Source organism: Micromonospora sp. CPCC 205561 (assembly GCF_036906775.1).
Taxonomy (GTDB): domain Bacteria; phylum Actinomycetota; class Actinomycetes; order Mycobacteriales; family Micromonosporaceae; genus Micromonospora.
On sequence record NZ_JBAKHV010000018.1, the window covers coordinates 22,974 to 45,665 of the forward strand.

The 22,692-nt window shown below is 74.0% G+C and carries 20 protein-coding genes; 8 read left to right on the forward strand and 12 right to left on the reverse strand.

All coding sequences use genetic code 11. The annotated features are described in order from the left end of the window. Positions 1-117 precede the first annotated feature (117 nt). Positions 118-756: a TetR/AcrR family transcriptional regulator gene (locus V6V16_RS12315; protein WP_334562126.1), complete on the forward strand. Its 639-nt coding sequence runs from the start codon at positions 118-120 to the stop codon at positions 754-756. A gap of 65 nt (positions 757-821) precedes the next feature. Continuing rightward, positions 822-1,049, forward strand: a complete 228-nt coding sequence (locus V6V16_RS12320) for a DUF3107 domain-containing protein (protein WP_334449574.1) — start codon at positions 822-824, stop codon at positions 1,047-1,049. Positions 1,050-1,139: 90 nt separating this feature from the next. Here the strand turns inward: V6V16_RS12320 and V6V16_RS12325 are convergent, their stop codons facing one another. Continuing rightward, on the reverse strand, positions 1,140-1,790 hold the full coding sequence (locus V6V16_RS12325; RefSeq protein WP_334562127.1) for a ferritin-like fold-containing protein: 651 nt from the start codon (positions 1,788-1,790) through the stop codon (positions 1,140-1,142). Between the two features lie 317 nt (positions 1,791-2,107). Between V6V16_RS12325 and V6V16_RS12330 the strand changes: the two genes are divergently transcribed. Both V6V16_RS12330 and V6V16_RS12335 read left to right on the forward strand, forming a co-directional pair. Beyond that, entirely contained in the window at positions 2,108-3,754 is a 1,647-nt protein-coding gene (locus V6V16_RS12330) for a DEAD/DEAH box helicase (protein ID WP_334562128.1), read from the forward strand. A gap of 92 nt (positions 3,755-3,846) precedes the next feature. Then, a complete protein-coding gene (locus tag V6V16_RS12335) occupies positions 3,847-5,052 on the forward strand; it encodes a class I SAM-dependent methyltransferase (protein WP_334562130.1) in 1,206 nt (401 codons plus the stop codon). Here the strand turns inward: V6V16_RS12335 and V6V16_RS12340 are convergent. Then, positions 5,049-5,456: a hypothetical protein gene (locus V6V16_RS12340; RefSeq protein ID WP_334562131.1), complete on the reverse strand. Its 408-nt coding sequence runs from the start codon at positions 5,454-5,456 to the stop codon at positions 5,049-5,051. The genes V6V16_RS12335 and V6V16_RS12340 overlap by 4 nt on opposite strands. Positions 5,457-5,691: 235 nt before the next feature. Between V6V16_RS12340 and V6V16_RS12345 the strand changes: the two genes are divergently transcribed. Then, positions 5,692-6,108: a helix-turn-helix domain-containing protein gene (locus tag V6V16_RS12345; RefSeq protein WP_091627481.1), complete on the forward strand. Its 417-nt coding sequence runs from the start codon at positions 5,692-5,694 to the stop codon at positions 6,106-6,108. A gap of 88 nt (positions 6,109-6,196) precedes the next feature. Here V6V16_RS12345 and V6V16_RS12350 read toward each other — a convergent pair whose 3' ends face one another. Together V6V16_RS12350 and V6V16_RS12355 are read right to left on the reverse strand one after the other, a co-directional pair. Next, positions 6,197-7,222, reverse strand: a complete 1,026-nt coding sequence (locus V6V16_RS12350) for a hypothetical protein (RefSeq protein WP_442934070.1) — start codon at positions 7,220-7,222, stop codon at positions 6,197-6,199. 159 nt (positions 7,223-7,381) lie between these two features. Next, positions 7,382-9,544 carry a RecQ family ATP-dependent DNA helicase gene (locus V6V16_RS12355; protein WP_334562133.1) on the reverse strand — a complete coding sequence of 721 codons (2,163 nt, stop codon included), beginning with the start codon at positions 9,542-9,544 and terminating at the stop codon, positions 7,382-7,384. A 288-nt stretch (positions 9,545-9,832) separates the two neighbouring features. Here V6V16_RS12355 and V6V16_RS12360 point away from each other — a divergent pair, with 288 nt between their 5' ends. Beyond that, positions 9,833-10,678 (forward strand): hypothetical protein, encoded by an 846-nt coding sequence (locus tag V6V16_RS12360; protein ID WP_442934074.1) that lies wholly within the window; start codon positions 9,833-9,835, stop codon positions 10,676-10,678. A gap of 118 nt (positions 10,679-10,796) precedes the next feature. Here the strand turns inward: V6V16_RS12360 and V6V16_RS12365 are convergent, their stop codons facing one another. The 6 genes from V6V16_RS12365 to V6V16_RS12390 all read right to left on the reverse strand — a co-directional run bounded on the left by V6V16_RS12365 (position 10,797) and on the right by V6V16_RS12390 (position 17,197). Next, positions 10,797-11,924: a branched-chain amino acid ABC transporter permease gene (locus V6V16_RS12365; protein WP_334562135.1), complete on the reverse strand. Its 1,128-nt coding sequence runs from the start codon at positions 11,922-11,924 to the stop codon at positions 10,797-10,799. Next, entirely contained in the window at positions 11,921-12,811 is an 891-nt protein-coding gene (locus tag V6V16_RS12370; RefSeq protein WP_334562136.1) for a branched-chain amino acid ABC transporter permease, read from the reverse strand. The genes V6V16_RS12365 and V6V16_RS12370 overlap by 4 nt, the downstream gene beginning before the upstream one ends. Continuing rightward, positions 12,811-13,590, reverse strand: a complete 780-nt coding sequence (locus V6V16_RS12375; RefSeq protein ID WP_334562137.1) for an ABC transporter ATP-binding protein — start codon at positions 13,588-13,590, stop codon at positions 12,811-12,813. The genes V6V16_RS12370 and V6V16_RS12375 overlap by 1 nt, the downstream gene beginning before the upstream one ends. A gap of 118 nt (positions 13,591-13,708) precedes the next feature. After that, positions 13,709-14,452 carry an ABC transporter ATP-binding protein gene (locus tag V6V16_RS12380; RefSeq protein WP_334562138.1) on the reverse strand — a complete coding sequence of 248 codons (744 nt, stop codon included), beginning with the start codon at positions 14,450-14,452 and terminating at the stop codon, positions 13,709-13,711. Positions 14,453-14,458: 6 nt separating this feature from the next. Continuing rightward, positions 14,459-15,658, reverse strand: a complete 1,200-nt coding sequence (locus tag V6V16_RS12385; RefSeq protein ID WP_334562139.1) for a substrate-binding domain-containing protein — start codon at positions 15,656-15,658, stop codon at positions 14,459-14,461. 414 nt (positions 15,659-16,072) lie between these two features. Continuing rightward, the gene (locus V6V16_RS12390) at positions 16,073-17,197 is read right to left on the reverse strand and encodes a glycerophosphodiester phosphodiesterase (protein ID WP_334562140.1); all 1,125 of its coding nucleotides are present in this window, start codon (positions 17,195-17,197) and stop codon (positions 16,073-16,075) included. A gap of 142 nt (positions 17,198-17,339) precedes the next feature. Here V6V16_RS12390 and V6V16_RS12395 point away from each other — a divergent pair, with 142 nt between their 5' ends. Together V6V16_RS12395 and V6V16_RS12400 are read left to right on the forward strand one after the other, a co-directional pair. Continuing rightward, on the forward strand, positions 17,340-18,674 hold the full coding sequence (locus V6V16_RS12395) for a TrkH family potassium uptake protein (RefSeq protein WP_334562141.1): 1,335 nt from the start codon (positions 17,340-17,342) through the stop codon (positions 18,672-18,674). Then, positions 18,664-19,329, forward strand: a complete 666-nt coding sequence (locus tag V6V16_RS12400) for a potassium channel family protein (protein ID WP_334562142.1) — start codon at positions 18,664-18,666, stop codon at positions 19,327-19,329. The genes V6V16_RS12395 and V6V16_RS12400 overlap by 11 nt, the downstream gene beginning before the upstream one ends. An 11-nt stretch (positions 19,330-19,340) precedes the next feature. On the opposite strand, the gene V6V16_RS12405 is transcribed toward V6V16_RS12400, so the two are convergent. Together V6V16_RS12405 and V6V16_RS12410 are read right to left on the reverse strand one after the other, a co-directional pair. Further along, positions 19,341-21,041: a serine/threonine-protein kinase gene (locus V6V16_RS12405; RefSeq protein WP_334562143.1), complete on the reverse strand. Its 1,701-nt coding sequence runs from the start codon at positions 21,039-21,041 to the stop codon at positions 19,341-19,343. Positions 21,042-21,112: 71 nt separating this feature from the next. Continuing rightward, entirely contained in the window at positions 21,113-22,666 is a 1,554-nt protein-coding gene (locus V6V16_RS12410; protein ID WP_334562144.1) for a fused MFS/spermidine synthase, read from the reverse strand. Between the last annotated feature and the right edge of the window lie 26 nt (positions 22,667-22,692).

Consider the following 22,692-nt stretch of genomic DNA (forward strand, 5'->3'; position numbering starts at 1 on the left):
CTACCGTGTGGTGACAGTGGCGATAAGTTACAGCGGCGGGCCAATTCCGCGACGGGCCCCGGGCCCCGACCGGTTCGGGTGAAATGCCGGCTCGTACGAAGAGACTCGGAGGTTCCCATGACCGCTGTGGGGAACGGTGCCCAGACCGCCGGCCGGCCCACCCGCCTGCCCCGCTCCGCGCGCCGCAAGCAGCTGCTCGCGGCGGCCCAGGAGGTGTTCGTCGCCCAGGGATACCACGCGGCCGCGATGGACGACATCGCCGAGCGGGCGGGAGTCTCCAAGCCCGTGCTCTACCAGCACTTCCCCGGCAAGATGGAGCTCTACCTCGCCCTGCTCGACACGCACTGCGACGCGATACTGGCGAAGGTGGACGAGGCCATGCGGGGCACCAACGACAACAAGGAACGCGTCGGCGCGTCGGTGCGCGCGTACTTCGACTTCGTCGACCACGAGAGCGAGGCGTTCCGCCTCGTCTTCGAGTCGGACCTGCGCAACGACCCGGCGGTGCGGCAGCGCGTGGAGCGGGTCGAGCAGGGCTGCATCGCGGCGATCACCGACACCATCATCTCCGACACCGGCATCAGCCGGGCGCACGCCGAGCTGCTCGCCTCTGGCCTGGTCGGCGCGGCCGAGACCGCCGCGCAGTTCTGGCTGGCCGGCGGCCGGCAACTACCGAAGGCCGAGGCGGAGGCGCTGGTCGGCGCGCTCTCCTGGCGGGGCATCGCCAGCTTCCCGCTGCAGGGTGAGTCAGCCTGAACATCCGGCCCCGGGATCGGATAGCCTTCCGATCGGCGGCTCTTTCGCCCGAATGAGGAGGCACAGTGGAGGTCAAGATCGGCGTGCAGTACGCGCCCCGCGAGCTCGTCCTGGAGAGCGCGCAGTCGCCGGCCGAGATCGAGCAGATCGTGACCGACGCCTTCGGCAAGGACGAGGGCACCCTCTCCCTGACCGACGAGAAGGGCCGGCGGGTGATCGTGCCGGTCAGCAAGGTCGCCTACGTCGAGATCGCCGAGGCGTCGCCGCGCGCGGTCGGGTTCACCGTCCGCTGAGTGGCCGTCGGCCGCGACGGGTGACCGACGGTCGCCCGTCGCGGACCGCGTCCCCGGCCGGCCCGTCGGGTCACCCCCGTGGCCCGTCGGTCAGTTGTTCAGCCCGGCGGCGGTCATCCGCTCGGCGTGCGCCACGGTCAGCCGCTGGAACAGCCCGGGCACGTCCAGCCCACCCCGCGCGCCGAGCGCGGTGAACGCCCCCCGCTCGGCGGCGGCCACCCGGCCGGCCTGTGACAGCGCCTCGCCGACCAGCCGCCGCGCCCACATCGAGAGGCGGCCGGCCACCCTCGGATCGGACCCGACGGCCGCCCGGATCTCGGCGAGGGCGAAGTCGGCGTACGACGAGTCGTGCAGCACGTCGAGGACGAGCCGGCGGTCCGGCTCGGCCAGCGCGCCGGCGATCTCGCGGACGAAGTCGTCGGTGACGGCGTCCCCCACGTACGCCTTCGTCACCGCCTCCGCCCAGTCCCTCGGCTCGGTCGAGTCGTGGTACGCCTGCAACGGCCCCACGTACGGCGCCATGGCCTCGTCGGGGCGCATGCCGAGCGCGGTGAGCCGGTCGGCCAGCCGCCGGTAGTTGGCGATCTCGGCGGCTGCCATCTCCCCGAGTGCCGCCCGGCGACGCAGGTCGGGGGCGAGCCGGGCGTCGACCGCCATCCGCTCGAAGGCGAGCAGCTCACCGAGGGCCACCAGGCCGAGCAGGTCGACGACGGCGGCGTGGGACGGTTCGGGCGCGGGCACGAACGCAGGCTATCGCCCGTCGGCAAGCCGCCGCGGGAGTGGCTCAGATCACATCCGTCGGCCCCGGCGTGGCGCGCGCGTCCGGAATCAGGACGCCCCCGGGCCGGTTCAGGTAGCATGGAGCAGTTGCCGCAGGCGCCGACCTGGCCAGGTTGATCCAGTCGATCAGCCGGCCCGGTCGAAGTGTGAGCCCGCGGCGCGCGTGCGGCCCGGTCCGGCAAGGCAGTCAGCCGCCGACCGTGTGGCCCGCGCCACACCCAGAACGCGCCCTGAGGACATGACGGGGCGCACCCACGAGAGGGCACCCCCAAATCCAGATGAGCGAGCCGACCCAAGAACTCATGGACGGCCAGGAACTGGCCGCCACCGCTCCGGTGCGTCCGGAGGCACCCACCTTCGCCGAGCTGGGCGCGCGTCAGGAGACCGTCGACGCGCTGGCCGCGGCCGGCATCACCCGCGCCTTCGCGATCCAGGAGTACGCGATCCCGATCGCGCTGCGCGGCATCGACATGATCGGCCAGGCGCCCACCGGCACCGGCAAGACCCTCGGCTTCGGCGTACCGCTGCTGGAGCGGGTCTTCGCGCCGGGCGAGGGCAGCGACGGCGTGCCGCAGGCGCTGGTCGTCGTACCCACCCGCGAGCTGGGCATCCAGGTGGCCAAGGACCTCGCCGCCGCGGGCCGGACCCGGGGCGTCCGGGTGCTGCCGATCTACGGCGGCGTGGCGTACGAGCCGCAGATCGACGCGCTGCGCAAGGGCGTGGAGATCCTGGTCGGCACCCCCGGCCGCCTGATGGACCTGCAGAAGCAGAAGCACCTGCGGCTGGACCGGGTCCGAGCGCTGGTGCTGGACGAGGCCGACCGGATGCTCGACCTGGGCTTCCTCGACGACGTCGAGAAAATCCTGGCGATGCTGCCGGAGGACCGGCAGACCATGCTCTTCTCGGCGACCATGCCGGACCCGATCGTCACCCTCTCCCGGCGCTTCCTGCGCCAGCCGATGACGATCCACGCCGGGCACACCGCCGAGACCGGGCCGTCGCCGCAGACCGAGCAGCTGGTCTACCGCACGCACTCGATGAACAAGGTCGAGATCGTGGCCCGCATCCTCCAGGCGGAGGGGCGCGGCCTGACCATGATCTTCACCCGCACCAAGCGGGCCGCCGACCGGGTCGCCGAGGATCTCGACTTCCGGGGCTTCGCGGTCGCCGCCGTGCACGGTGACCTCGGGCAGGGCGCGCGCGAGCGGGCGCTGCGGGCGTTCCGCGCCGGCAAGATCGACATTCTGGTCGCCACCGACGTGGCGGCGCGCGGGCTCGACGTCAGCGGCGTGACCCACGTCATCAACTACGACTGCCCCGAGGACCAGGACACCTACACCCACCGCATCGGTCGCACCGGGCGGGCCGGGGCCACGGGCGTCGCGGTGACCTTCGTCGACTGGGACGACATGCCCCGCTGGCGGATCATCGACAAGACGCTGGGCCTGGAGATGCCGGAGCCTGCGGAGACGTACCACACGTCCCCGCACCTCTACACCGACCTGCACATCCCCACCGATGTGAGCGGTACGCTGCCGACCGCGGAGCGCACCCGCGCCGGCCTGTCGGCCGAGGTCGAGGAGGACCTCGGCGGTGGCCGGTCGCGCCGGGGCGAGGGCCGCGGCCCGCGCGGCGGCGACGTTCGCGGTCGCGGCGAGCGCCGTCCGCGCCGCGCCGCCACCGGCGCCACGGACACGCCCGAGGCGGAAGCCCCGGCCGACACCGCCGAGGAGGGCTCCCGCGTCCCGCGGCGCCGCCGTCGGCGCCGTGCCGGCGAGACCGTCGCGGGGGAGCCGGCCACGGTGATCACCGCCGAGGCCACCGACACCCCGGCCGCCACCGAGGGCGAGGCCGCGAAGCCGCGCCGCCGCCGGCGCCGTCGTGCCGGCGGCTCCGGTACGCCGGCCGAGGCGACCGCCGACTGACACACGCACGTTCCGACGTCCCCGTACCGGTCCCCGGTGCGGGGACGTCCGTCTGAAGCTGACCGGATCCGCCCGATCAGGATGAGGAAGCAATGCCCGAACCGCTGGACGCCGCCCTGACCGAGGTCCGGGCACTGCTGCTCGACCCGGCGCTCACCCGCGCGGTGGCCGCCGGACGCCGACGTGGGCCCCGGCCCTCGGTGGTCCGCGCCGAACTGCGCCCCGTCGCGCTCAAGGCGGGTGCCCGGTTGCAGATCTCCACCTCCGACGGCTCCCGCCCGTACACCCGCAACGTCTCCCCCGGGCCGGAGGCGCACGCGGCGGTCGACGCCCTGCTGGCGGAGCCGTTCGGCAACTGGCACGTGGAGACGGCCGACGCGACGCTGCAACTGCGGGTCACCAAGTCCGGCGAGGCGCAGGTGCACCGGGCCGCGGCGGCCCGTCCGGCCGCCGAGCCGGCCGGACACGACCGGGCCAAGGAGTACCTGCTCGACCCCGGTGACCCGATCTTCGCCGAGATCGGCGGCTCGGCGGCGAAGCGGCGGCAGGTCGACGCGTTCCTGCGGGCCCTGGCGGCGACCCTCCCGGAGGAGCTGACCGGCCCGCTGCGGGTGGTCGACCTCGGCTGCGGCAACGCCTATCTGACCTTCGCCGCGTACCGCTGGCTGACCGGCCGGGGGCTCGACGTGGAACTGGTCGGCGTGGACGTCCGGGAGGACCAGCGGCGGCGCAACACCGAGCTGGCCGAGCGGCTCGGCTGGGCCGACCGGGTCAGCTTCGTGGCCGGCACGATCGCCGACGCCGTCGTGGAACCCGCCCCCGACCTGGTGCTGGCCCTGCACGCCTGCGACACCGCCACCGACGAGGCACTGGCCCGGGCGGTGCGCTGGCGGGCCCGCTGGGTGCTCGCCGCGCCGTGCTGCCACCACGACGTCGCCACCCAGCTCCGCGCCCGGCCGGCCCCGGCGCCGTACGAGCTGCTGACCCGGCAGGGCATCCTGCGGGAGCGCTTCGCGGACGTCCTCACCGACGCGCTGCGGGCGGGGCTGCTCCGGCTGCACGGCTACCGGGCCGAGGTGGTGGAGTTCGTCGACTCCCGGCACACCCCGCGCAACCTGCTCATCCGGGCACGGCGCACCGGCGCCGCGCCGACCGCCGCGCAGCGGGCGGAGTACCGGGAGCTGGTCGGCCAGTGGTCGGTCGCCCCACGGCTGGAGTCGCTGCTGCCGGACGACGCCCCGGACGACGCGTCGACGCCCGAGAACCCTGCCGAGAGTGACGTCGCGCGGACCGGCTAGCGCCGGTCGCCGCGACCGCCCCGCTCGCGGGAGGGCACCCTCTGCCCCGGCCGCCCGTCCTCGGGCGGCGCGGCGGGAAAGGGCAGCACCTTGCCCAGGGCGTCGGCGTTGCCGGCGGCGGCGAAGGCGTTCCAGGAGATGTCGACCAGCAGCCGCTTGAGCTCGGCGTGCCGGTCGGCGGCGTCGCGTTGCAGGGTCAGCCGCGCGCCCAGCACCACCCCGACGAGCGTGGTGGTGACCGCCCCGGCCGCGGCCAGCGCGTGCGCGCCGGAGACCTCGCCGCCGCCCAGGACCAGGGTCAGCAGCCAGAGCCAGAAGCCGAGCGCGAAGACGCCGGCCTTGGCCACGAAGAACAGGCTGACGGCACCCGGGCGGTGCGGCAGCGGACGGTCGGGGACGGCCATGGCGCTCCTCGGCGGTGCTCCGGTAGCGGGTCGGACGGCCGCTCGTCGGTCGACGGACGAGCGCGGTGACGCGGTGACGGTGACCGGTTACCCCGGGGTGATCCGGGCCATTCCAACGTGCGGAAAGTCCCGCCCACGAGACGGTCTGGTCGATCAGTCAATTGTTTCCGCACCTTTCCGTACTACCCTCGTAGGCGCACCGCCGGGTGCCGGTCGGGAGGGAAGACCCGCAGGGATGGGCTCCGTAGAGGTTTCGCCGCAGATGGCCTTCGCACGCTTCGTGCGGCGCGCCATCGACGACGCCCGCGAGGAACGCGGCTGGACCGTCACCGACCTGGCGTCGCACACCGGCGTCGGCCGCTCCACCGTGTTCCGCTGGCTGGCCGGGGACTGGCAGGACTACCCCGAGCTGGCCAAGGTGCGCGGGTTCTGCGCCGCGCTGGACCTGCCCGTCGCCGCCGCGTTCCGCGCGCTCGGCCTGCCCGACGCCGGTCCCGCGCCCCGCCGACGCGTCGACGACGGCCCGGTCGAGGCGGACGTCCGGGTGATCCTGCAACGCTTGGCCGACCCGACCGTGCCGGCGGAGGAGAAGCACCACATCCGCGACCTGCTGCGCTACCTGGCCCGCCGCCCGATCCGCCGCGCCGGCTGAGCCACCCACGGCCACCGCCCCGCCCCGGGGCTCCGGCCGCCGCTCAGCCTGGCTCCGGCCGCCGCCCGAACTCGGGGCTGGCGGCGGATCAGGGCACGTCGAGCGTGAACTCGGCGGTCCGCACCACCCCGGCGACCTGGAAGTCCAGGAAGAGCCGGTAGCGGCCCGGGTCGGGCGTGGTCACCCAGAACGTCACCGCCCCGTCGACCGGTTGCGGCTCGGGGTGGACGTGCAGGTAGCCGAGATCCCCCTCGCGCAGGGCGACCAGGTGCCCGTACGCGCCGAGGTGGCGCTCCAGCGCCGGGCGGCCGGCAGGCGAGTCGAAGCGGAAGGTCAGCGGCACGGTCAGGCCGGCCTGCGGGGTGCCCTGGTAGCCGACGGCGAACCCGTCGACCATGGCCGAGGACGCCGGCGTCGGCAGTTGCCTCGGCCGGTAGACGCCCGGCGCGGTCAGGTCGACGCCCAGGGTCACGGCGGTCTGCCGGCCGTCGTCGGCGAGCGCGGTGAAGTCGGCGTACGCCCGCCAGACCCCCGCCTGCGGCAGGGTCAGCGGCACCGACCAGGTGCCGTCGGCCGCCATCGTCGGGTGCAGGTGCTGGTAGCCGGTCAGGTCCCGACGGACCACGATCAGGTGCATCGGCTTGTCGTGCACGACCGCGAACCGGGTCACCGGGCGGCGTTGCGCGTCCCGTACCTGGAAGCGCAGCTCGCCGGGTCGGCCGGCGGTGAACGTCGCGGCCAGCGGGGCGAGCGTGTAACCGGCCGAGCTGACCGAGAGGCCACCGGCCTGCGCCGCCGCGCCCTGGTCGGCACCGTGCTCGTGCGCGCCGGTTCCCGGCGCGTGGCTGTGGCCGCTGAGGGCGCTCTCCGCCCCCGCCGCCGCGGAGGGCCCGCCACCGTCGAGCCGGCCGAGGCCGAAGCCGAGCAGGACCGCGAGCACCAGCCCGCCGACGACCAGCGCCAGCCGGAGAGTGCTCCGGTCCGGGACGGCCGACACCCGCTCCGGCACGTGCGCCACCCCGTCGACCACGGCCGGCGCCCGGTCCGGCCCGCCGGTCGGCACGCCGTCGGCGGCGGGCGACACGCCGTCGGCGGGCGGGACCCGGTCAGGCACCGGCGCCGTCCCGGTCGCGGCCGGCCAGCTCATCGGTCATGCCACCCACGCTACCGCCCTGCGGGGCCGCGCCGGCCGGCCGGTGGTGCCGCGTGGCGCCGATCGCAGTCCCGCCCGGCCGGGAACTTTCCGGGCCGGGCCGGCCCGGTGGGAGGCGGCTCAGCCGGCCACGGCCAGCGCGAGGGGAAGCACGTCGGGGGCGCCGGCCCGGCGCAGTTCCCGGGTGGCGAGCGTCATCGTCCAGCCCGAGTCGACCAGGTCGTCGACGAGGAGCACCGGCCCGTCCAGCCCGGCCAGGGCGCCGGCCAGCTCGTCCGGCACGCCGAGGGCGCCGTGCAGGGCGCGTACCCGCTGGGCGCTGTTGCCGCGCGGACCACCGGCGGGCGTGCCGGTGGGTGTCACCTGGCCGAGCAGCGGCAGCCGGCCGACGGCGGCGATCCGCTCGGCGAGCGAGCCGACCAGCCGGGGTCGGCGGCGCGAGCCGACCGCTACCACGCCGACGGGGCGGCGCGGCCACCTCTCGTCGCCGTGCGCCCATGCCTTGAGGACCTCGACCACGGCGGCCACCACGTCGTCGGGGACGGCCGCGTCGGCCGCCTCCGGCCCGACCAGGTCGCGCAGCCGGCCGCCCCACCCGAGGTCGGACAGGCGCCCCACCGCACGCCCGGCCAGCGCCTGCTCCGCCGGGGCGATGCGCCCCTTCAGCGGTACGCCCACCGCCTCCAGCCCGGTCGGCCAGAGCTTCTTCGGCGTGATCTCCACGCCCGGTCGGCCGAGGAAGGTCTGCGCGGCGCTCAGCGCCACGTCCGACACGTCGGCCGTGAACAGCGGGCCGGCGCAACGGTCGCACCGGCCGCAGTCGGCGGCCCCGGCGTCGTCCAGGCACTCGCGCAGGTAGCGGAGCCGGCAGTCGCGGGTGTCCGCGTACTCCCGCATGGCCTGCTGCTCGGCGGTGCGCGCCTCGGCGACGCGGCGCAACCGGGCCCCGTCGTAGGCCCAGGGCTCGCCGGTGGCGAGCCAGCCGCCGCGCACCCGGCGGACCGCGCCGTCGACGTCGAGCACCTTGAGCATCAGCTCCAGCCGGGCCCGGCGCAGGTCGACGATCGGTTCGAGGGCCTGGGTGGAGAGCGGCCGGTCGGTGTGAAGGGCGGCCAGCACGGCGCGCACCTGCTCCTCCGGCGGGAAGGCGAGCGAGGCGAAGTAGCGCCAGATCGCGGCGTCCTCGGTGCCGGGCAGCAGCAGCACCTCGGCGTGCGCCACGGCCCGGCCGGCGCGGCCGACCTGCTGGTAGTACGCGATCGGGGAGGGCGGCGCGCCGAGGTGCACCACGAAACCGAGGTCGGGCTTGTCGAAGCCCATCCCGAGGGCGCTGGTGGCGACCAGCGCCTTGATCTTGTTGTCCAGCAGGTCCTGCTCGGCGGCCCGCCGGTCGGCGTCCTCGGCCTGACCGGTGTAGGAGGCGACGGCGTAGCCCCGGGAGCGGAGGAACCCGGCGGTCTCCCCCGCCGCGGCGACGGTGAGCGTGTAGACGATGCCCGAGCCGGGCAGCCGGTCCAGGTGGTCGGCGAGCCAGGCCAGCCGGTGTGCCGGGCTCGGCAGGTCGAGCACGCCGAGCCGCAGCGACTCCCGGTCCAGGCTGCCGCGCAGCACGAGCGCGTCGCCGAGCTGTTCCGCCACGTCGGCGGTGACCCGGGCGTTGGCGGTGGCCGTGGTGGCCAGCACCGGGGTGCGTTCCGGCAGGTTGCCCAGGAAGGTACGCAGCCGGCGGTAGTCCGGCCGGAAGTCGTGCCCCCAGTCGGAGACGCAGTGCGCCTCGTCGACCACCAGCAGGCCGGTGGTGGCGGCCAGCTTCGGCAGCACGGTGTCCCGGAAGTCCGGGTTGTTGAGCCGCTCCGGGCTGATCAGCAGCACGTCCACCCCGCCGGCGTGGATCTCGGCGGTGATCTCGTCCCACTCGTCCAGGTTGGCGGAGTTGATGGTGCGGGCCCGGATGCCGGCCCGGGCCGCCGACTCGACCTGGTTGCGCATCAGCGCCAGCAGCGGCGAGACGATCACGGTCGGGCCGGCGACGGCGTCACCGCCGAGCGCCCCCGGCAGGGCGGAGTCGCCGCCCTGGTCGCGCTCGCGCAACAGGGCGGTGGCCACGAAGTAGACCGCCGACTTGCCCCACCCGGTGCGCTGCACGCAGAGCACCCGGCGGCGGTCGACCACCAGCGCCTCGATCGCCCGCCACTGGTCCTCGCGGAGCCGGGCGTGCTCGCCGGCCAACCGCCGCAGCACCGCCTCGGCCCGCTCCCGTACCGCCGTCCGATCCTGGCTCATCCGGCATTTCTACCAGCTACGACGGACGTTCCCGCCGGGCGAGAGCGGACGGGCGGCCAGGGACGTCGCGGCCGCGTCGGTCCACCGGCCGGCGACGGCCGCGTCCGGCGTGGGACGGGCACCCGGCGCCCGGGGAGGAACGGCACGGCCGTCGGTCGGAAAACCGGACCGACGGTGGTGAACCGCGATCCGGGCACGTACGGCTCCAGGGCGAAGGCGGGCGGCTGACGGTGGCCTCGTGCCAAGATCTGCGGCGGCGACAGTCCAATAGGAAAGGGAACAATGCGAATCAGGCAACGAACCGGTACCGGCGGAAGGGTCCGGCGGGCCGCGACGGCCGCGGCCGCCCTGCTGGCCGCGACCTCCCTGGCGGCCGGATGTGGCGACGACGACGCCCAGGACACCCCGGCGGCCTCCTCGCCGGTCCCGTCGGCGTCCCCGTCGGCCAACCCGAAGAGCACGCTCCTGGCCGCGGTGCCGGACGAGGAGGACCCGGCCTTCCGGTTCAGCGGCAGCGACCCGACGGGCGTCGTCACCGGCGTGGTGGATCCGGCGGGCAAGGGCATGGACCTCACCTTGACCGAGAAGGACGAGAAGCTCGGCTTCACGATGAAGCTGTCCTTCCGCCTGATCGAGCAGCGCTCCTGGATGAAGGTGAGCTTCGACGGCGCCGATGAGCTCAGCAGCATGCTGAAGCTGCCGAAGAAGTGGATGGAACTGGACCACGCGAAGCTGACCGACCCGGCCAGCGTGCCCTACTACGAGGGTGCCGACCCGGGCAACGCCGGCGCGATCCTCCGGGCGGCGGGAGACACCGTGACGGACCAGGGCGGCGGGACCTACACCGGGACCGTGGACCTGACCCACGGCGAGCACGTGCGCCAGGCCGTGGCGGACGCCCTGGACGTCGACGCGCTCGGCCCCGCGGCGAAGCAGGTCCCGTTCACCGCCGTCGTCGGGGCGGACGGGAACCTCACCTCGCTCACCCTGGAGATCCCGGCGGCCGGCAAGAACAAGGCCACGAAGTACGTCGTGAGGTACTTCGACTTCGGCAAGGCGCCGAAGATCACCGCTCCGACGGGCAGCCAGGCGCAGAAGGCGCCGGCCTCGGCGTACGAGCTGCTCAACGGCTGAGGCGCGGGACGGGGTCGCGGCCCCGGGGGGGAGGCCGCGACCCCGCCGGCCGGCGCCCGGCCGACCGCTGCCGGCCGCCGGCCCGACCACCGTCGTCGACGGGGCCGGGCCCGCGCCGTCAGGGGCGGCGCGACGGGGCGCGCAGGGAGTGCCGCAGGAGCGCCACGCGGGGGGCGAGGCTGGCCAGGCCGCCGGGGAAGAAGTAGACGGCCAGGATGAAGAGCGTGCCGAGCACGAAGAGCGGCTGGGAGAGCGGGTTGCTCAGGAACGCCGGCAGGGCCTCCACCGCGTCGGACGTGCCGAACGCGACCAGCCGGTGGTCCAGGTACATGTAGAGGATCCCGCCGATCACCGGACCCCATCGGGTGCCCGGCCCGCCGAGCACCACCATGACCAGCAGCGCCAGGGTCCACTCCGAGGAGGTGATGTGTGGCGAGGCGCCGCCGACGATCAGTACGTAGACCACTCCCCCGGCCGCCGCGAGCCCGCCGGCCAGGGTGAACGCCACCAGCTTGAACCGGTACGGGTCGAGCCCCAGCACCCCGATCCGCCGCTCGTCGTCGCGCAGGCCGGCGAGCACCCGCCCGGTCGGCGAGCCGGAGACCCGGTGCACCACGAAGACCACCACCACCAGGTACGCCAACGCCAGCCAGTAGAGGTTGACGGTGTTGGTGACCCCGACCAGCCCCTCGGGCAGCCCGGAGACGTCCAGCGGGAGCCCCTCCTCGCCGCCGGTGAGCCCGCCGAAGTCGCGGGCCACCAGGATCGCCCCGACCTGTGCGAAGGCCAGCGTCACCATGGCGAACGCGATGCCGACGGTACGCAGCGCCACCGCGCCGAGCAGCGCGGCGAGGATCGTCCCGCCGGTGACGGCGAGCAGCGCCGCCTGCCACAGCGGCAGTCCCGCCTTGGTGACGAGGATGTCGGTGCCGTAGACGCCGGCGGCGAAGTAGAGGGCGTGCCCGAAGGAGAGCATCCCGGTGCGCCCGAAGAGGAGGTCGTACCCGGCGGCCAGGCCGCCGAAGACCAGGCAGACGGCGAGCAGTTGCAGGGTGCCCGGGGAGTTCAGCGCCCCCTCGAAGATCCCCGGCAGGTGCAGCGTGGAGTAGGGCAGGATGAGCGCCACCGCCAGCGCCGCCAGCGGCAGGTACGGGCGCAGCCCGTGCCAGCGTCCCCGCCCCGGGGTCAGCTCGTCGGGCACCGCCGCGGGCGGCGGCGGAACCTCGGGGCTCTTGACCTCGGTCATGCCGTTGCCACCTTTCCGGCGATGCCCTGCGGGCGCAGCAGCAGCACCACGGCCAGCAACGCGACCACGCAGATGTCGCCCAGCCCCGAGGTGCCGTAGTAGTTGACGAACTGTTGGGTCAGGCCGACCGCGACCGCCGCGTACGCGGACCCGACCACCGAGCCCATGCCGCCGATGACCACCACGATGAACGCGAAGATCAGCAGCGAGCCGCCCTGGCCGGGCGAGACGGTGCCGAAGTAGACGCCGCCGAGCGCGCCGGCCAGCGCCGCGGCCGCCCCACCGATCGCGAACACGAGGGTGAACGCCTTGCGCACGTCGATGCCGAGCGCGGTGACCATCTCCCGGTTCTCCACGCCGGCCCGGATCACCAGGCCGTAGCGGGTCCAGCGGAGGAAGGCCAGGATCGCGCCGAGCACCAGCACCGCGGCGATGATCAGCAGCAGGCCACCGTTGGGCACGTTCGCGCCGAGGATCGAGGTGACCTGCCTGGTCCACTCGGGGCGCGGGAACGGCCGGGCGTCGGCGCCCCAGGTGGCCTGGAGCAGCGCCACGCCGGCCAGCGAGAGGCCGACCGTGACCAGCACCTGCTCGATGGTGCGCGAGTAGAGCGGGCGGATCAGCACCAGCTCGACCAGCACCGCCACCAGCGTGCCGGCGGCCACCCCGAAGGCGACCGAGACCACGAAGCCGAAGCCGTCCGACCCGGCACCGGGCAGGTTGCCCGCCGCCCACCAGGTCCCGTAGGCGCCCACGCCGAGGAAGACGCCGTGCGCGAAGTTGAGCACGTCCGCCAGGCCGAAGACCAGGGAGAGACCGCTGGCGACCAGGAAGTAGAGCGCCGCCAGGCCGAGCCCGGTCAGCGTCAACAGGATGACGGTGTCCATCAGTGCCGGTCCTTCCTCACGCCCGCGGGGCCCGCGAGCTCACTCTTCGGCACCGGCGCGTGCCCCTCCGCCGAGCCCACGCCCAGCAGCGACCTGGTCAGGGCGGTCTCCAGCAGCAGTTCCTGCGCGTCGCCGGTCCAGGCGACCCGCCCGGCGGCCAGCACGACCGCGTCCCGGGCGAGCCGCCGGACCACGGCCAGGTTCTGCTCGACCAGCAGCACCGGCACGGACTCGGCGACCCGCTCCAGCACCTCGGCCACCTCGGTCACCACCTTGGGCGCGAGCCCCTTGGTCGGCTCGTCCACCAGCAGCAGCCGGTTGTCGTTGAGCAGCACCCGGCCGATCGCGAGCATCTGCTGCTGCCCGCCGGAGAGCGAGCCGGCCCGTTGCCGTCCGCGCCGGTCCAGCTCCGGGAAGAGCGCGAAGACCTTGTCGTACGCCGGGCTGCTGCCGCGCCGCTCGGCGAGCCGGAGGTTCTCCGCGACGGTGAGGCCGGCGAAGACGCACCGGTCCTCCGGCACGTAGCCCAGCCCGCCGCGGACCAGCCGGTGGGTGGGTCGGGCCAGCAGGCTCTGCGCGCCCATCCGGACGGCGCCCCGCACCTCGCCGGCGGGCGGGGTGAGGCCGACGATCGCGCGCAGCGTGGTCGTCTTGCCCACGCCGTTGCGCCCGAGCAGGACCGTGACGCCGGTCGGGGCGACCGTGAAGGACACCCCCTGGAGGATGTGCAGCCCGGCGATGCGGACCGACAGGTTCTCCACGCTGAGAACGGGTTCCATCACGAGCCGCCTTCCGTTCGCGACTGCGGGACTCGCAGACCCGGCTCATTCCTCGCGCTCACAGAGCCGCCCTTCGTTCGCGACTGCGGGACTCGCAGACCCGGCTCATTCCTCGCGCTCACAGCGACTCCCCCAGGTAGGCCTCTTGCACGGTGGGGTTGGCCATCACCGTCTCCGGGGTGTCGCAGGCCAGCAGCGCGCCGTGGTGCATCACGGCGATCCGGTCGGCCAGTTCCAGGATGACGTCCATGTGGTGCTCGACCATCAGCACCGACCGGCCGCTGTCGCCGGTGAGCGAGCGGATCACGGAGACCAGCTCCGGCACGTCCTCGGCGCTGACCCCGGCCATCGGCTCGTCGAGCAGCATGACCCGGGGCTCCCCGGCGAGCAGCAGGGCGATCTCCAGCTTCCGCTTCTCGCCGTGGGCCAGGGTGCCGGCCAGGGCCGTACCCCGGTGGGCGAGGCCGACCCGGTCGAGCGCCGCGTCGGCGGCGGCGGCGACGTCCCGGTCGGCCGCCGCCCGCCGCCACAGCTTCATCGAGCCCCCGCGGTGCGCCTGCACGGCGAGCCGGACGTTCTCCCGCACGGTGAGCGAACCGAAGACCGAGGACGCCTGGAAGGTACGGCCGAGCCCGAGGCGGGCGCGCCGGTGCGGCGGGAGGGAGCCGATCTCCTCCCCGTCGAGGGTGATCCGACCTTCCGTGGCCCGGCGGATGCCGGTGATCAGGTTGAACAGCGAGGTCTTGCCGGCGCCGTTGGGCCCGATGACGCCGAGGAACTCCCCGGGCGCCAGATCGAGGTAGACGCTGTCGACGATGGCGACCTCACCGATCCGCCAGGTCAGACCGCGGGTGGCGAGCATCTGATGTCAGCCCTTCATCGCCACGGCCGGCGGCGCGGACTCGTCCCCGGTGAGCGCCTTCTGGGCGGTGGCCGTGAACGCGGTGCCGCTGCCGGAGAGCTTGGCCTGGAACATCGGCTGGAGCAGCGCGTGGTCCTCGGCGCGGATGGTCATCTTGCCCTTGACCCCGTCGAAGCTCCAGCCCTCCAGCGCCGTGACCATCTTCTCGACGTCGTCGCCGCCCTCGGAGATGGCGCGGACGACCATCTGTGCGGCGGCGAAGCCGTCCGGGTGGAACAGGTCGGCGGTGCCGACCTTGGCCTTCAGCGCCTTCACGGCCTCGTTGTCGGAGGCCCCGTCGAAGTAGTGCGACAGGAAGGAGATCTTGCTGCCGGCGGCGCCGAAGGTCGGCCACGAGGCACGGATGTCCAGGCCGGTGACGACCGTGGTGGAGGAGAGCACGCCCTGCTGGTCGAGCGTCTGCCACATCGCGGGGGCGGTGGTGCCGGCCCAGGCGACGAAGAGCAGGTCCGGCTTGGCGGACTTGATCTGGCTGGCGAACGGGGTGAACTCGGTGGCACTGGCCGGCGCCCGGACGCTGCTGACGGTCGCGCCCGCACCGCCGATGACGGCCTTCACGGCCGCCTCGTTGGCGTCGCCGAAGGCGCCGTCCTGGGCGAAGACCACGACCTTCTTGCCGGCCGGGTCGCCGATGAACGACTTGGCGGTGACCACGTCCTGGTACGACTGCCGTCCGGACCGGAACGTGTACTTGTTCGCTCCGGTCACCGCGTCGGTGGCGGCCGGCCCGGAGATGAAGAGGACCTTGTTCTGCGCGGCGATCGGGGCGACCTGGAGGGCGACGCCGGAGGCCGTCGAGCCGGCAATGATCTTGTTGCCCTTGCCGATCAGGTCCTTCGCCGCGGAGACCGCCTTCGCCGGGTCGCCCGCGTCGTCCACCTCGGTGACCTCGACGGCCCGGTCGCCCACCTTGTTGGTGCCCTTGGTGGCGAAGTCCAGGCCGGCCCTGAAGCCCTCGATGTACTGCTTGCCGTAGCTGGCGAGGGCTCCCGACTGGGAGTACACCAGGCCAACCTTCACCGGGGCGGCGCCGTCGCCACCGCCCGAGGCGGTTTCCTGCGGGCTGCCACAGGCCGTGGCGGCGAGCGCCGCGGCCATCATCGTGGCGGCGGAGAGGAACACCCGCCGCGTCGTCCGGACCGTCATTGCGACTCCACGTGAGGACTCGGAGGTAGGGAACTCATTTGTCGGCTCACGCTAGAAGTGACGTCACCCACGGGCTATGTGGGCGAAACACACAAGTAACCGGGGCGGGATGGCCGGGCGTTACAGCGGCGCGCCCGCGACCGTGACGACCGAGGTCCCCGATGGCCGCGCCGGCCATCGACGAAAGCGCTTCTGTGTCGCCGCGCGCCACCGGCACCCGCGACCGGGGAACCCCCGGCCGGGCCGATGCCCTGAATCGTCTGCGACATCAGCTCGAAAGGACCGGCACCGGGCCGCCGCCTCGGTGCCGGCGTCAACCGGAGCTCACGACACCGCCGGCCCGCCACCCCCGCAGGACGAGGGGTGGCGGGCCGGCGGGTGCGGCGGGGGCGGCGGGGGCGGGTCAGCGCCGGGTCAGCGCCGGGCGAGGCCCTCGCGGGCGGCGACGGCCGTGTCCGGGTGGTCGGTGAAGACACCGTCCAGGCCGAGGCTCAGGAACAGCTCGTACTCGGCCTGGATGTCGCCGCGCGCGTTCGGGTCGGTGCCGATGCGCAGGTCGGCCGGGAGGAACTGGTTCTCCGCCCGGAACGTCCAGGCGTGCACGAGCAGGCGCTCGCGGTGCGCGTCGCGTACCAGGGTGGTCGGGGCGAGCAGCCTGCCGGCCGCGTCGCGCGGGACGATCAGGTTCTTGTGGGCGCCGACGCCGTCGGCGTACCGGGCGATCCACTTCAGGCCGGCCGGCTGCGCCAGGTCCCGGTAGGTGCGGGTGTCACCGGCGACGGTGAAGTCGTACGGGCGGCCGGTGGCGTCGAGCAGCTGCGCGAGCCGGACGTCGGTCATCCGGTCGAGCCTGCGCAGGTTCGCCGTCTCGAAGGACTGGATGATCACCGGCGAGTTCCGGTGGGTCAGCCGGTTGCGTCGCAGCACCTCGACCAGCGGCTCCTCCAGCGGCAGACCGATGGAGGCGAAGTAGGTCGGGTGCTTGGTCTCCGGGTAGACCCCGATCGTCCGCCCCCGGGTCCGTCCCTCGGCGCGGGCCAGGTCGATGACCTCCTGGAGGGTGGGCACCTGGAAGCGGCCGTCGAAGGCGGTGTTGGCGACGCGCACCTGGGGCAGCCGTTCCTTGGCCCGCAGCGTCTTCAGCTCCGCGAGGGTGAAGTCCTCCGTGAACCAGCCGGTGACCGCGACCCCGTCGATGGTCTTCGTGGCCCGACGGCCGGCGAACTCGGGGCGGGCCGCCACGTCGGTCGTACCGCTGATCTCGTTCTCGTGCCGGGCGACCAGCGCGCCGTCGCGGGTGGCGACCAGGTCCGGCTCGATGAAGTCGGCCCCCTGTCGGATCGCCAGCCGGTAGGCCTCCAGGGTGTGCTCGGGCCGGTAGCCGCTCGCGCCCCGGTGGGCGATCACGAGGGGGCGGTCCGTCGGCCGGGCGCGCTCCGCGGCGGGCGTCGGGGCGGCCGAGGCGGTCACCGTCGGCACGGCCACGGCGGCCGCGAGCAGGGTGCCGGCCAGCGCCAGGGCGGAAAGGGTACGTCGCAACGCCGTCTCCTTGTTCGTCGAGGAATCCGCCTCAGCAGACAGGCCCGGGTTGACGGCGAGTTGGTCGGCGCCTGGCCGGCGGGTGAACCCTCGGGATGCCCGTTTCCACACCCGGAACGTGGCAGAAAAGGAAGATTGTCTGGTGCGCCGGCTTCTTCGTCACCCCGTACGGCTCGTGCCGTTCGGTTTCCTGGTGACGATCCTGCTCGGGACCGGGCTGCTGATGCTGCCCTGGGCCACCGGCGAGTACCGGTACACCCCGTTCCTGACCGCCCTCTTCACCGCGACCTCGGCGGTCTCCGTGACCGGTATGGCGGTGGTGGACACCCCGAACTACTGGAACGGGTTCGGGCTCGCGATGATCACCGTGCTGACCCAGGTCGGCGGCCTCGGCATCGTGACCGGCGCGACCCTGGTGATCCTCGTGGTGGCCCGCCGGCTGGGGCTGCGCAGCCGGCTGCTGGTGCAGGCCGAGACCGCCGAGTTCGGCATCGGCGACGTACGCCGGCTGCTGCTGCGCATCGCGGGCCTCGCGCTGGTCTGCGAGGCGGTGATGACCGCCGTCCTGACGGCCCGGCTCTGGCTCACCTACGACTATCCGTTCGGCCGGGCGCTCTGGAGCGGCGTCTTCCACGCGGTCCAGGCCTTCAACAACGGCGGCTTCGCGCTCTACACCGACAACCTGGTCGGCTTCTCCACCGACGCGTGGGTCACGGTGCCGCTGGCGATCGGCACCATCGTCGGCGGGCTCGGCTTCCCGGCGCTGTTCGAGGCGGCGCGGGAGTGGCGCAGGCCCTCCCGGTGGGCGGTCGCCACCAAGCTGACGGTCTGGGGCAGCCTGACGCTGCTGGTGGTGGGCTTCCTGGGCCTGCTCGCCATCGAGTGGGCCAACCCGCGCACCCTGGGCAGCTACGCCTGGCCGGACAAGCTCCTCGTGGCGTTCGCCCAGGACGCGTTCATCCGCACCGGCGGGTTCAACGTCCTCGACGTCGAAGAGCTGGAATATGAGAGCTATCCGCTGGTCATCGCGTTGATGTTCATCGGCGGCGGCAGCGCGAGCACGGCCGGCGGGATCAAGGTGACCACCTTCTTCCTGCTCGCCTTCGTCATCCGGGCGGAGCTGCGGGGCGAGCCGGACGTGACGGTCGGGCACCGCCGGGTGGCCACCGCCAGCCAGCGGCAGGCGATCACCGTCGCCCTGCTCAGCGTCGCGCTGGCGGCCTGCGGCACGGTGCTGCTGATCCTGCTCACCGAGGGGGTGCCCCTCTACGCGGCGCTGTTCGAGGTCACCTCGGCGCTCACCACCACCGGCCTCAGCGTCGGGGTCGCCGCCGACCTGCCGGAGAGCGGCCAGCTCGCCCTCATCGTCCTCATGTTCGTCGGCCGGATCGGCCCGCTGACCCTCGGGTCGGCGCTCGCCCTGAACACCCGCCGGCGCCTGTACCGCTACCCGGAGGAGCAACCCATTGTCGGCTAGGAAGACGGGCGGCGGCATCGTCGTGATCGGGCTGGGCCGGTTCGGTTGCCACCTGGCCGGCGCGCTGGGCGGCCTCGACCACGAGGTGCTGGCGATCGACCGCAACCCGGCCCAGGTGCAGCGGTGGTCGGCCCAGCTCGACCGCGTCGTGCAGGCCGACGCCACGGAGGAGGGCTCGTTGCGCCAGCTGGGCGTGGCGGACTTCGACCGGGTGGTGGTCGCCATCGGCGCCTCGCTGGAGGCGAGCGTGCTGACGGTGCTGGCCCTCACCGAGCTGGGCGTGCCGCAGGTCTGGGCCCGGGCCACCTCGACGAAGCACGCCCAGATCCTGCACTCGGTCGGCGCCCACCACGTGATCTTTCCCGAGGCGGAAACCGGGGAGCGGGTGGCCCACCTGATCGTCAGCAGGATGCTCGACTTCATCGAGTTCGGCGACGACTTCGCCATCGCCAAGGTGTGCGCTCCCGACGCGATGGCCGGGCACCCGCTCGCGGAGCTGACGCCCACCGAGCGCTACGGGGTGCGGATCGTGGGTGTGAAGCTGCCCGGCGAACGCTTCCGGTACGCCACCGACGCCACCGTGATCGCCCCCGGCAGCATGCTCATCGTCGAGGGGGACATCGAGCAGGTGCAGCGGTTCGCGGCGCTCAGCTGACCCCGGCGGGCTCAGTCGTCGTCGTCGCCGCCGTCGTCATCATCGTCCTCGTCCCTTTCCCTTTCCTGGCTTACTTTTTTTCCACCACCCGACCCTTTCCCCTTGCCGGAGTTGTCGGACTTGGCCTTGGATCCCGCGGAGCCGCCGCCGGAACTGCCGGCGGAGGTCCCGGTCCTCTTCGTCGAGGACTTGGTCACCGGCGCCCCCGTGTCCGGTGTCTTGGTGGCGGGCGCCTTGGTGGGCGCGGTGCTCGGCGCCGTACCGGACACCCCGGAGACCTGCACCGCGCAGGTCTCGTCGCCCACCCGGAACTCCACCGGCAGGGGGTTGGCGCCCGGGTGCCGGCCGGCCAGGCTGAGCTTCTCCGACGCGCCGGGGGCGAGCGCGGTACGCTGCGCGGCCGGCTCCACGAGCACCGTCCGCCCCTGCTGCCGCGCCGGCACGGGCGTCGCCTGCGTCACGGTCTGCTGGCCGGGGAAGGTGAAGCTCATCCGCCAGTCGCGCAGCTCCCGCGCGCCGGTGTTGGTCAGCGTCAGCTCGGCGGCCCAGTCCCGGCCGGAGTCCTTGCGCAGGGTGTACGCGACCCGGCAGGACGTCGGGTCGCCCGCGCCCATCCGCGCCTCCGTCGGCTGTTCGACGCCGCCGGTTGCGGGGCTGTGCGAGGTGACCCCCCACATCGCCGCGGTCACCGCCACCAGTCCGGCGGCGGCCACCCCCGCCTCGATCCGCCGACGCCGCGTCACCGCGCGCCGTCGGCGGGTGCCCGAGAACGGCAGCGCGTCCGTGGCCGCGGACCAGGGCAGGATCGTGGTGCCGGCGGCGGCCAGCGCGACCGCGTCCCCGGGCCCCGCCGCCGGGGAGACCGGGACCGCGGCCAGCATGCCGGCCGCCTCGGCGAGGGTGCGGGCGACCTCGGGGGTGCCCGGCCGGTCGCCGGGGCTCTTCGCCAGGCAGCGGCCCACCAGCTCGCGGACCTCGTCGGGCAGCCCCGGCAGCGGCGGCATCGGCTCCGGGTCGCTGTACATGTGCGCGCGCAGCATCTGGGTGGTGGTGCTCGCCTGCCAGGGCAGCCGGCCGGTGAGCATCCGGTAGAGCAGCAGCCCCACCGCGTAGACGTCGGTGGCCGGCGAGACCTGGCCGTTGTCGAGCCGCTCCGGGGCGAGGTACGCGGGCGTGCCGAGCAGCGCCCCGTCCGGCCCCTTCTCCTTCTCCCCCACCAGCGCCGAGATGCCGAAGTCGACCACCTTCACCCCGTTGGCGGTGAGCATCACGTTGCCGGGCGTGACGTCGCGGTGCACCACCCCCCGGGCGTGCGCGGTGGCCAGCGCCGAGGTCACCTCCGCGCCGATCGTCACCGCCTCCCGCCAGGGCAGGCTCCCCCGGCGCAGCCGCCCGGTCAGCGACTCGCCGTCGACCAGCTCCATGACGACGTACGGCACGGTCAGGCCGACCTGCTCGGACTCGCCGTAGTCGTAGACGTTCGTGATGTTGGGGTGGCACAGCCGCGCCGCGGCCTGCGCCTCGATCCGGATCCGGTGCCGGAACGCGCGGTCGCTGGCCAGCCGGGACGCGAGCACCTTGACCGCCACCTGGCGGCCGAGCACCTCGTCGTAGCCGCGCCAGACCACGGACATTCCGCCCGCCCCCAGCTGTTCGATCAGCCGGTACCGCTCACCCAGCAGTTGTGCGCCGTCCCGGATCGGTCCACCCATGAAGGTCCTTGTTGCCCCGGACGACCCCGGCTACACCTCGACGGTCGGAATCGGTCACCGGTGTCGTCCGATCAGGCGGTCGCGAGGAGCTGGTCCACCGGGGCGTAGTCGTCGGTCAGCACCAGCGCCTCGCCCACGAAAGCCGTGAGGTCGGCGCCGACGAGCAGGCTGGCCCCCTCGCGCAGCTCGGTGAGCCGGGCGCGGACCGCCGCCGCCGGCAGCGGGGCGTCGGAGGCGACGATGAGGAAGTTCGAGCCCTCCTGCCCGGCGAGCGCCGCCGGCGGGGCGATCAGCGCGACGTGCCGGAACTCGGCGGCGACGGTGGCCAGCTCGCTGCGGATGAAGCGCAGCGGCGGGTAGTCGATGACGTTCTGCACGTAGACGCCGCCCGGCCGGGTCACCCGGCGGACCTCGGCGGCCATCTCCCGGGTGGCCAGGTGCCACGGCACCACCAGGTGCCCGAACGCGTCGCCGACCACCAGGTCGCGGCTGTCGGTGGCCTCCCCGGCGACCAGCATCCGGGCGTCACCCACCACCGCCCGCAGGTCCGGCCCCTGGCGTACGCCGAGCTGCCGCTCGCCCAGCTCCACCAGCCCGCCGTCGATCTCGAACACGACGTTGTCGGTGCCCGGGCGGGTGGCGGTCAGGTAGCGGGGCACGGTGAACCCGCCGCCGCCCAGGTGCAGCGCGTCGAGCCGCCGCCCCTTCGGTGCGACCACGTCGGCCACCGCCCCGATCCACCGGGTGTACGCGTACTCCAGGTGGGTGGGGTCGGCCAGGTCCACGTACGAGTGCTGGGCCGAGTTGAGCAGCAGGGTACGGCCGGAGCCCCGGCCCGGGTCGGCCTCCACGCTGGCGCAGTGGTAGGCGGTCTCGATGTCGCACGGGTTCGGGGCGACCGTGGTCAGCCCGGCACCGACCAGGCCGAGCACGGCCAGGGCGGCCCTCGCGCGGGCCCGGCCCGGCAGCCCCGCGGAGGCCTGGCGGCGCAGCCACACCCCGAGGCCGAGCCCGGTGAGCCCGAGCGAGGCCGCAAGCGCGAACAGGATCACCGTGCTGGGCAGCGCGGCGACGAGCACGAAACCGGTGCCCAGGGTGGCCGTGATCCCGCCCAGCGTGCCGATGCCCGAGAGCCGGCCGACCACCTGGCCGGTGCGCCGCAGGTCGGCGAGCTGGAGCTTGACCACCAGCGGGGTGACCGCGGCGAGCAGGGCCGCCGGCACGAAGACGGCGAGGGCCACGAGCAGCAGGATGGCCGAGGCCGCCCCGCCGCGCAGCACCTCGCCGGCGTACCGGACGACGGGCAGGGTGACCGCGGTGGCGATGCCGGCCAGCACCAGCGCCGGGGCCAGCAGGCCCCGCGGGTCACGCCGGTCGGCCAGCCAGCCGCCCGTCCACGCGCCGTAGGCGATGGCCGCCAGGGCGATGCCGATGACCGAGCTGGTCACCTGGAGGGTCACGCCGACGTACGGCCCGACCAGCCGGAGCGCGACCGTCTCCAGCACCAGGACGGCGCCGCTGGAGAAGAAGACCAGGAACGCGGCGAGGCCGTTGGGCAGGGCCCGGGCGCCGGTGGCCGCCGGCGGGGCCGGCGGGACCGTGACGTCGGAGGATGGGGAGCTCACCCGCGCGATGGTACGCAGTGAAACTG

Bases quoted from the DNA above. Each gene is read 5' to 3' on its own strand.
- V6V16_RS12380 (WP_334562138.1), bottom strand. From the start codon at position 14,452: ATGCTCGCCACCCGCGGTCTGACCTGGCGGATCGGTGAGGTCGCCATC.
- V6V16_RS12385 (WP_334562139.1), bottom strand. From the start codon at position 15,658: ATGACGGTCCGGACGACGCGGCGGGTGTTCCTCTCCGCCGCCACGATG.
- V6V16_RS12405 (WP_334562143.1), bottom strand. From the start codon at position 21,041: ATGGGTGGACCGATCCGGGACGGCGCACAACTGCTGGGTGAGCGGTAC.
- V6V16_RS12355 (WP_334562133.1), bottom strand. From the start codon at position 9,544: ATGAGCCAGGATCGGACGGCGGTACGGGAGCGGGCCGAGGCGGTGCTG.
- V6V16_RS12340 (WP_334562131.1), bottom strand. From the start codon at position 5,456: ATGGCCGTCCCCGACCGTCCGCTGCCGCACCGCCCGGGTGCCGTCAGC.
- V6V16_RS12330 (WP_334562128.1), top strand. From the start codon at position 2,108: ATGAGCGAGCCGACCCAAGAACTCATGGACGGCCAGGAACTGGCCGCC.
- V6V16_RS12365 (WP_334562135.1), bottom strand. From the start codon at position 11,924: ATGACCGAGGTCAAGAGCCCCGAGGTTCCGCCGCCGCCCGCGGCGGTG.
- V6V16_RS12370 (WP_334562136.1), bottom strand. From the start codon at position 12,811: ATGGACACCGTCATCCTGTTGACGCTGACCGGGCTCGGCCTGGCGGCG.
- V6V16_RS12375 (WP_334562137.1), bottom strand. From the start codon at position 13,590: ATGGAACCCGTTCTCAGCGTGGAGAACCTGTCGGTCCGCATCGCCGGG.
- V6V16_RS12315 (WP_334562126.1), top strand. From the start codon at position 118: ATGACCGCTGTGGGGAACGGTGCCCAGACCGCCGGCCGGCCCACCCGC.
- V6V16_RS12345 (WP_091627481.1), top strand. From the start codon at position 5,692: ATGGGCTCCGTAGAGGTTTCGCCGCAGATGGCCTTCGCACGCTTCGTG.
- V6V16_RS12335 (WP_334562130.1), top strand. From the start codon at position 3,847: ATGCCCGAACCGCTGGACGCCGCCCTGACCGAGGTCCGGGCACTGCTG.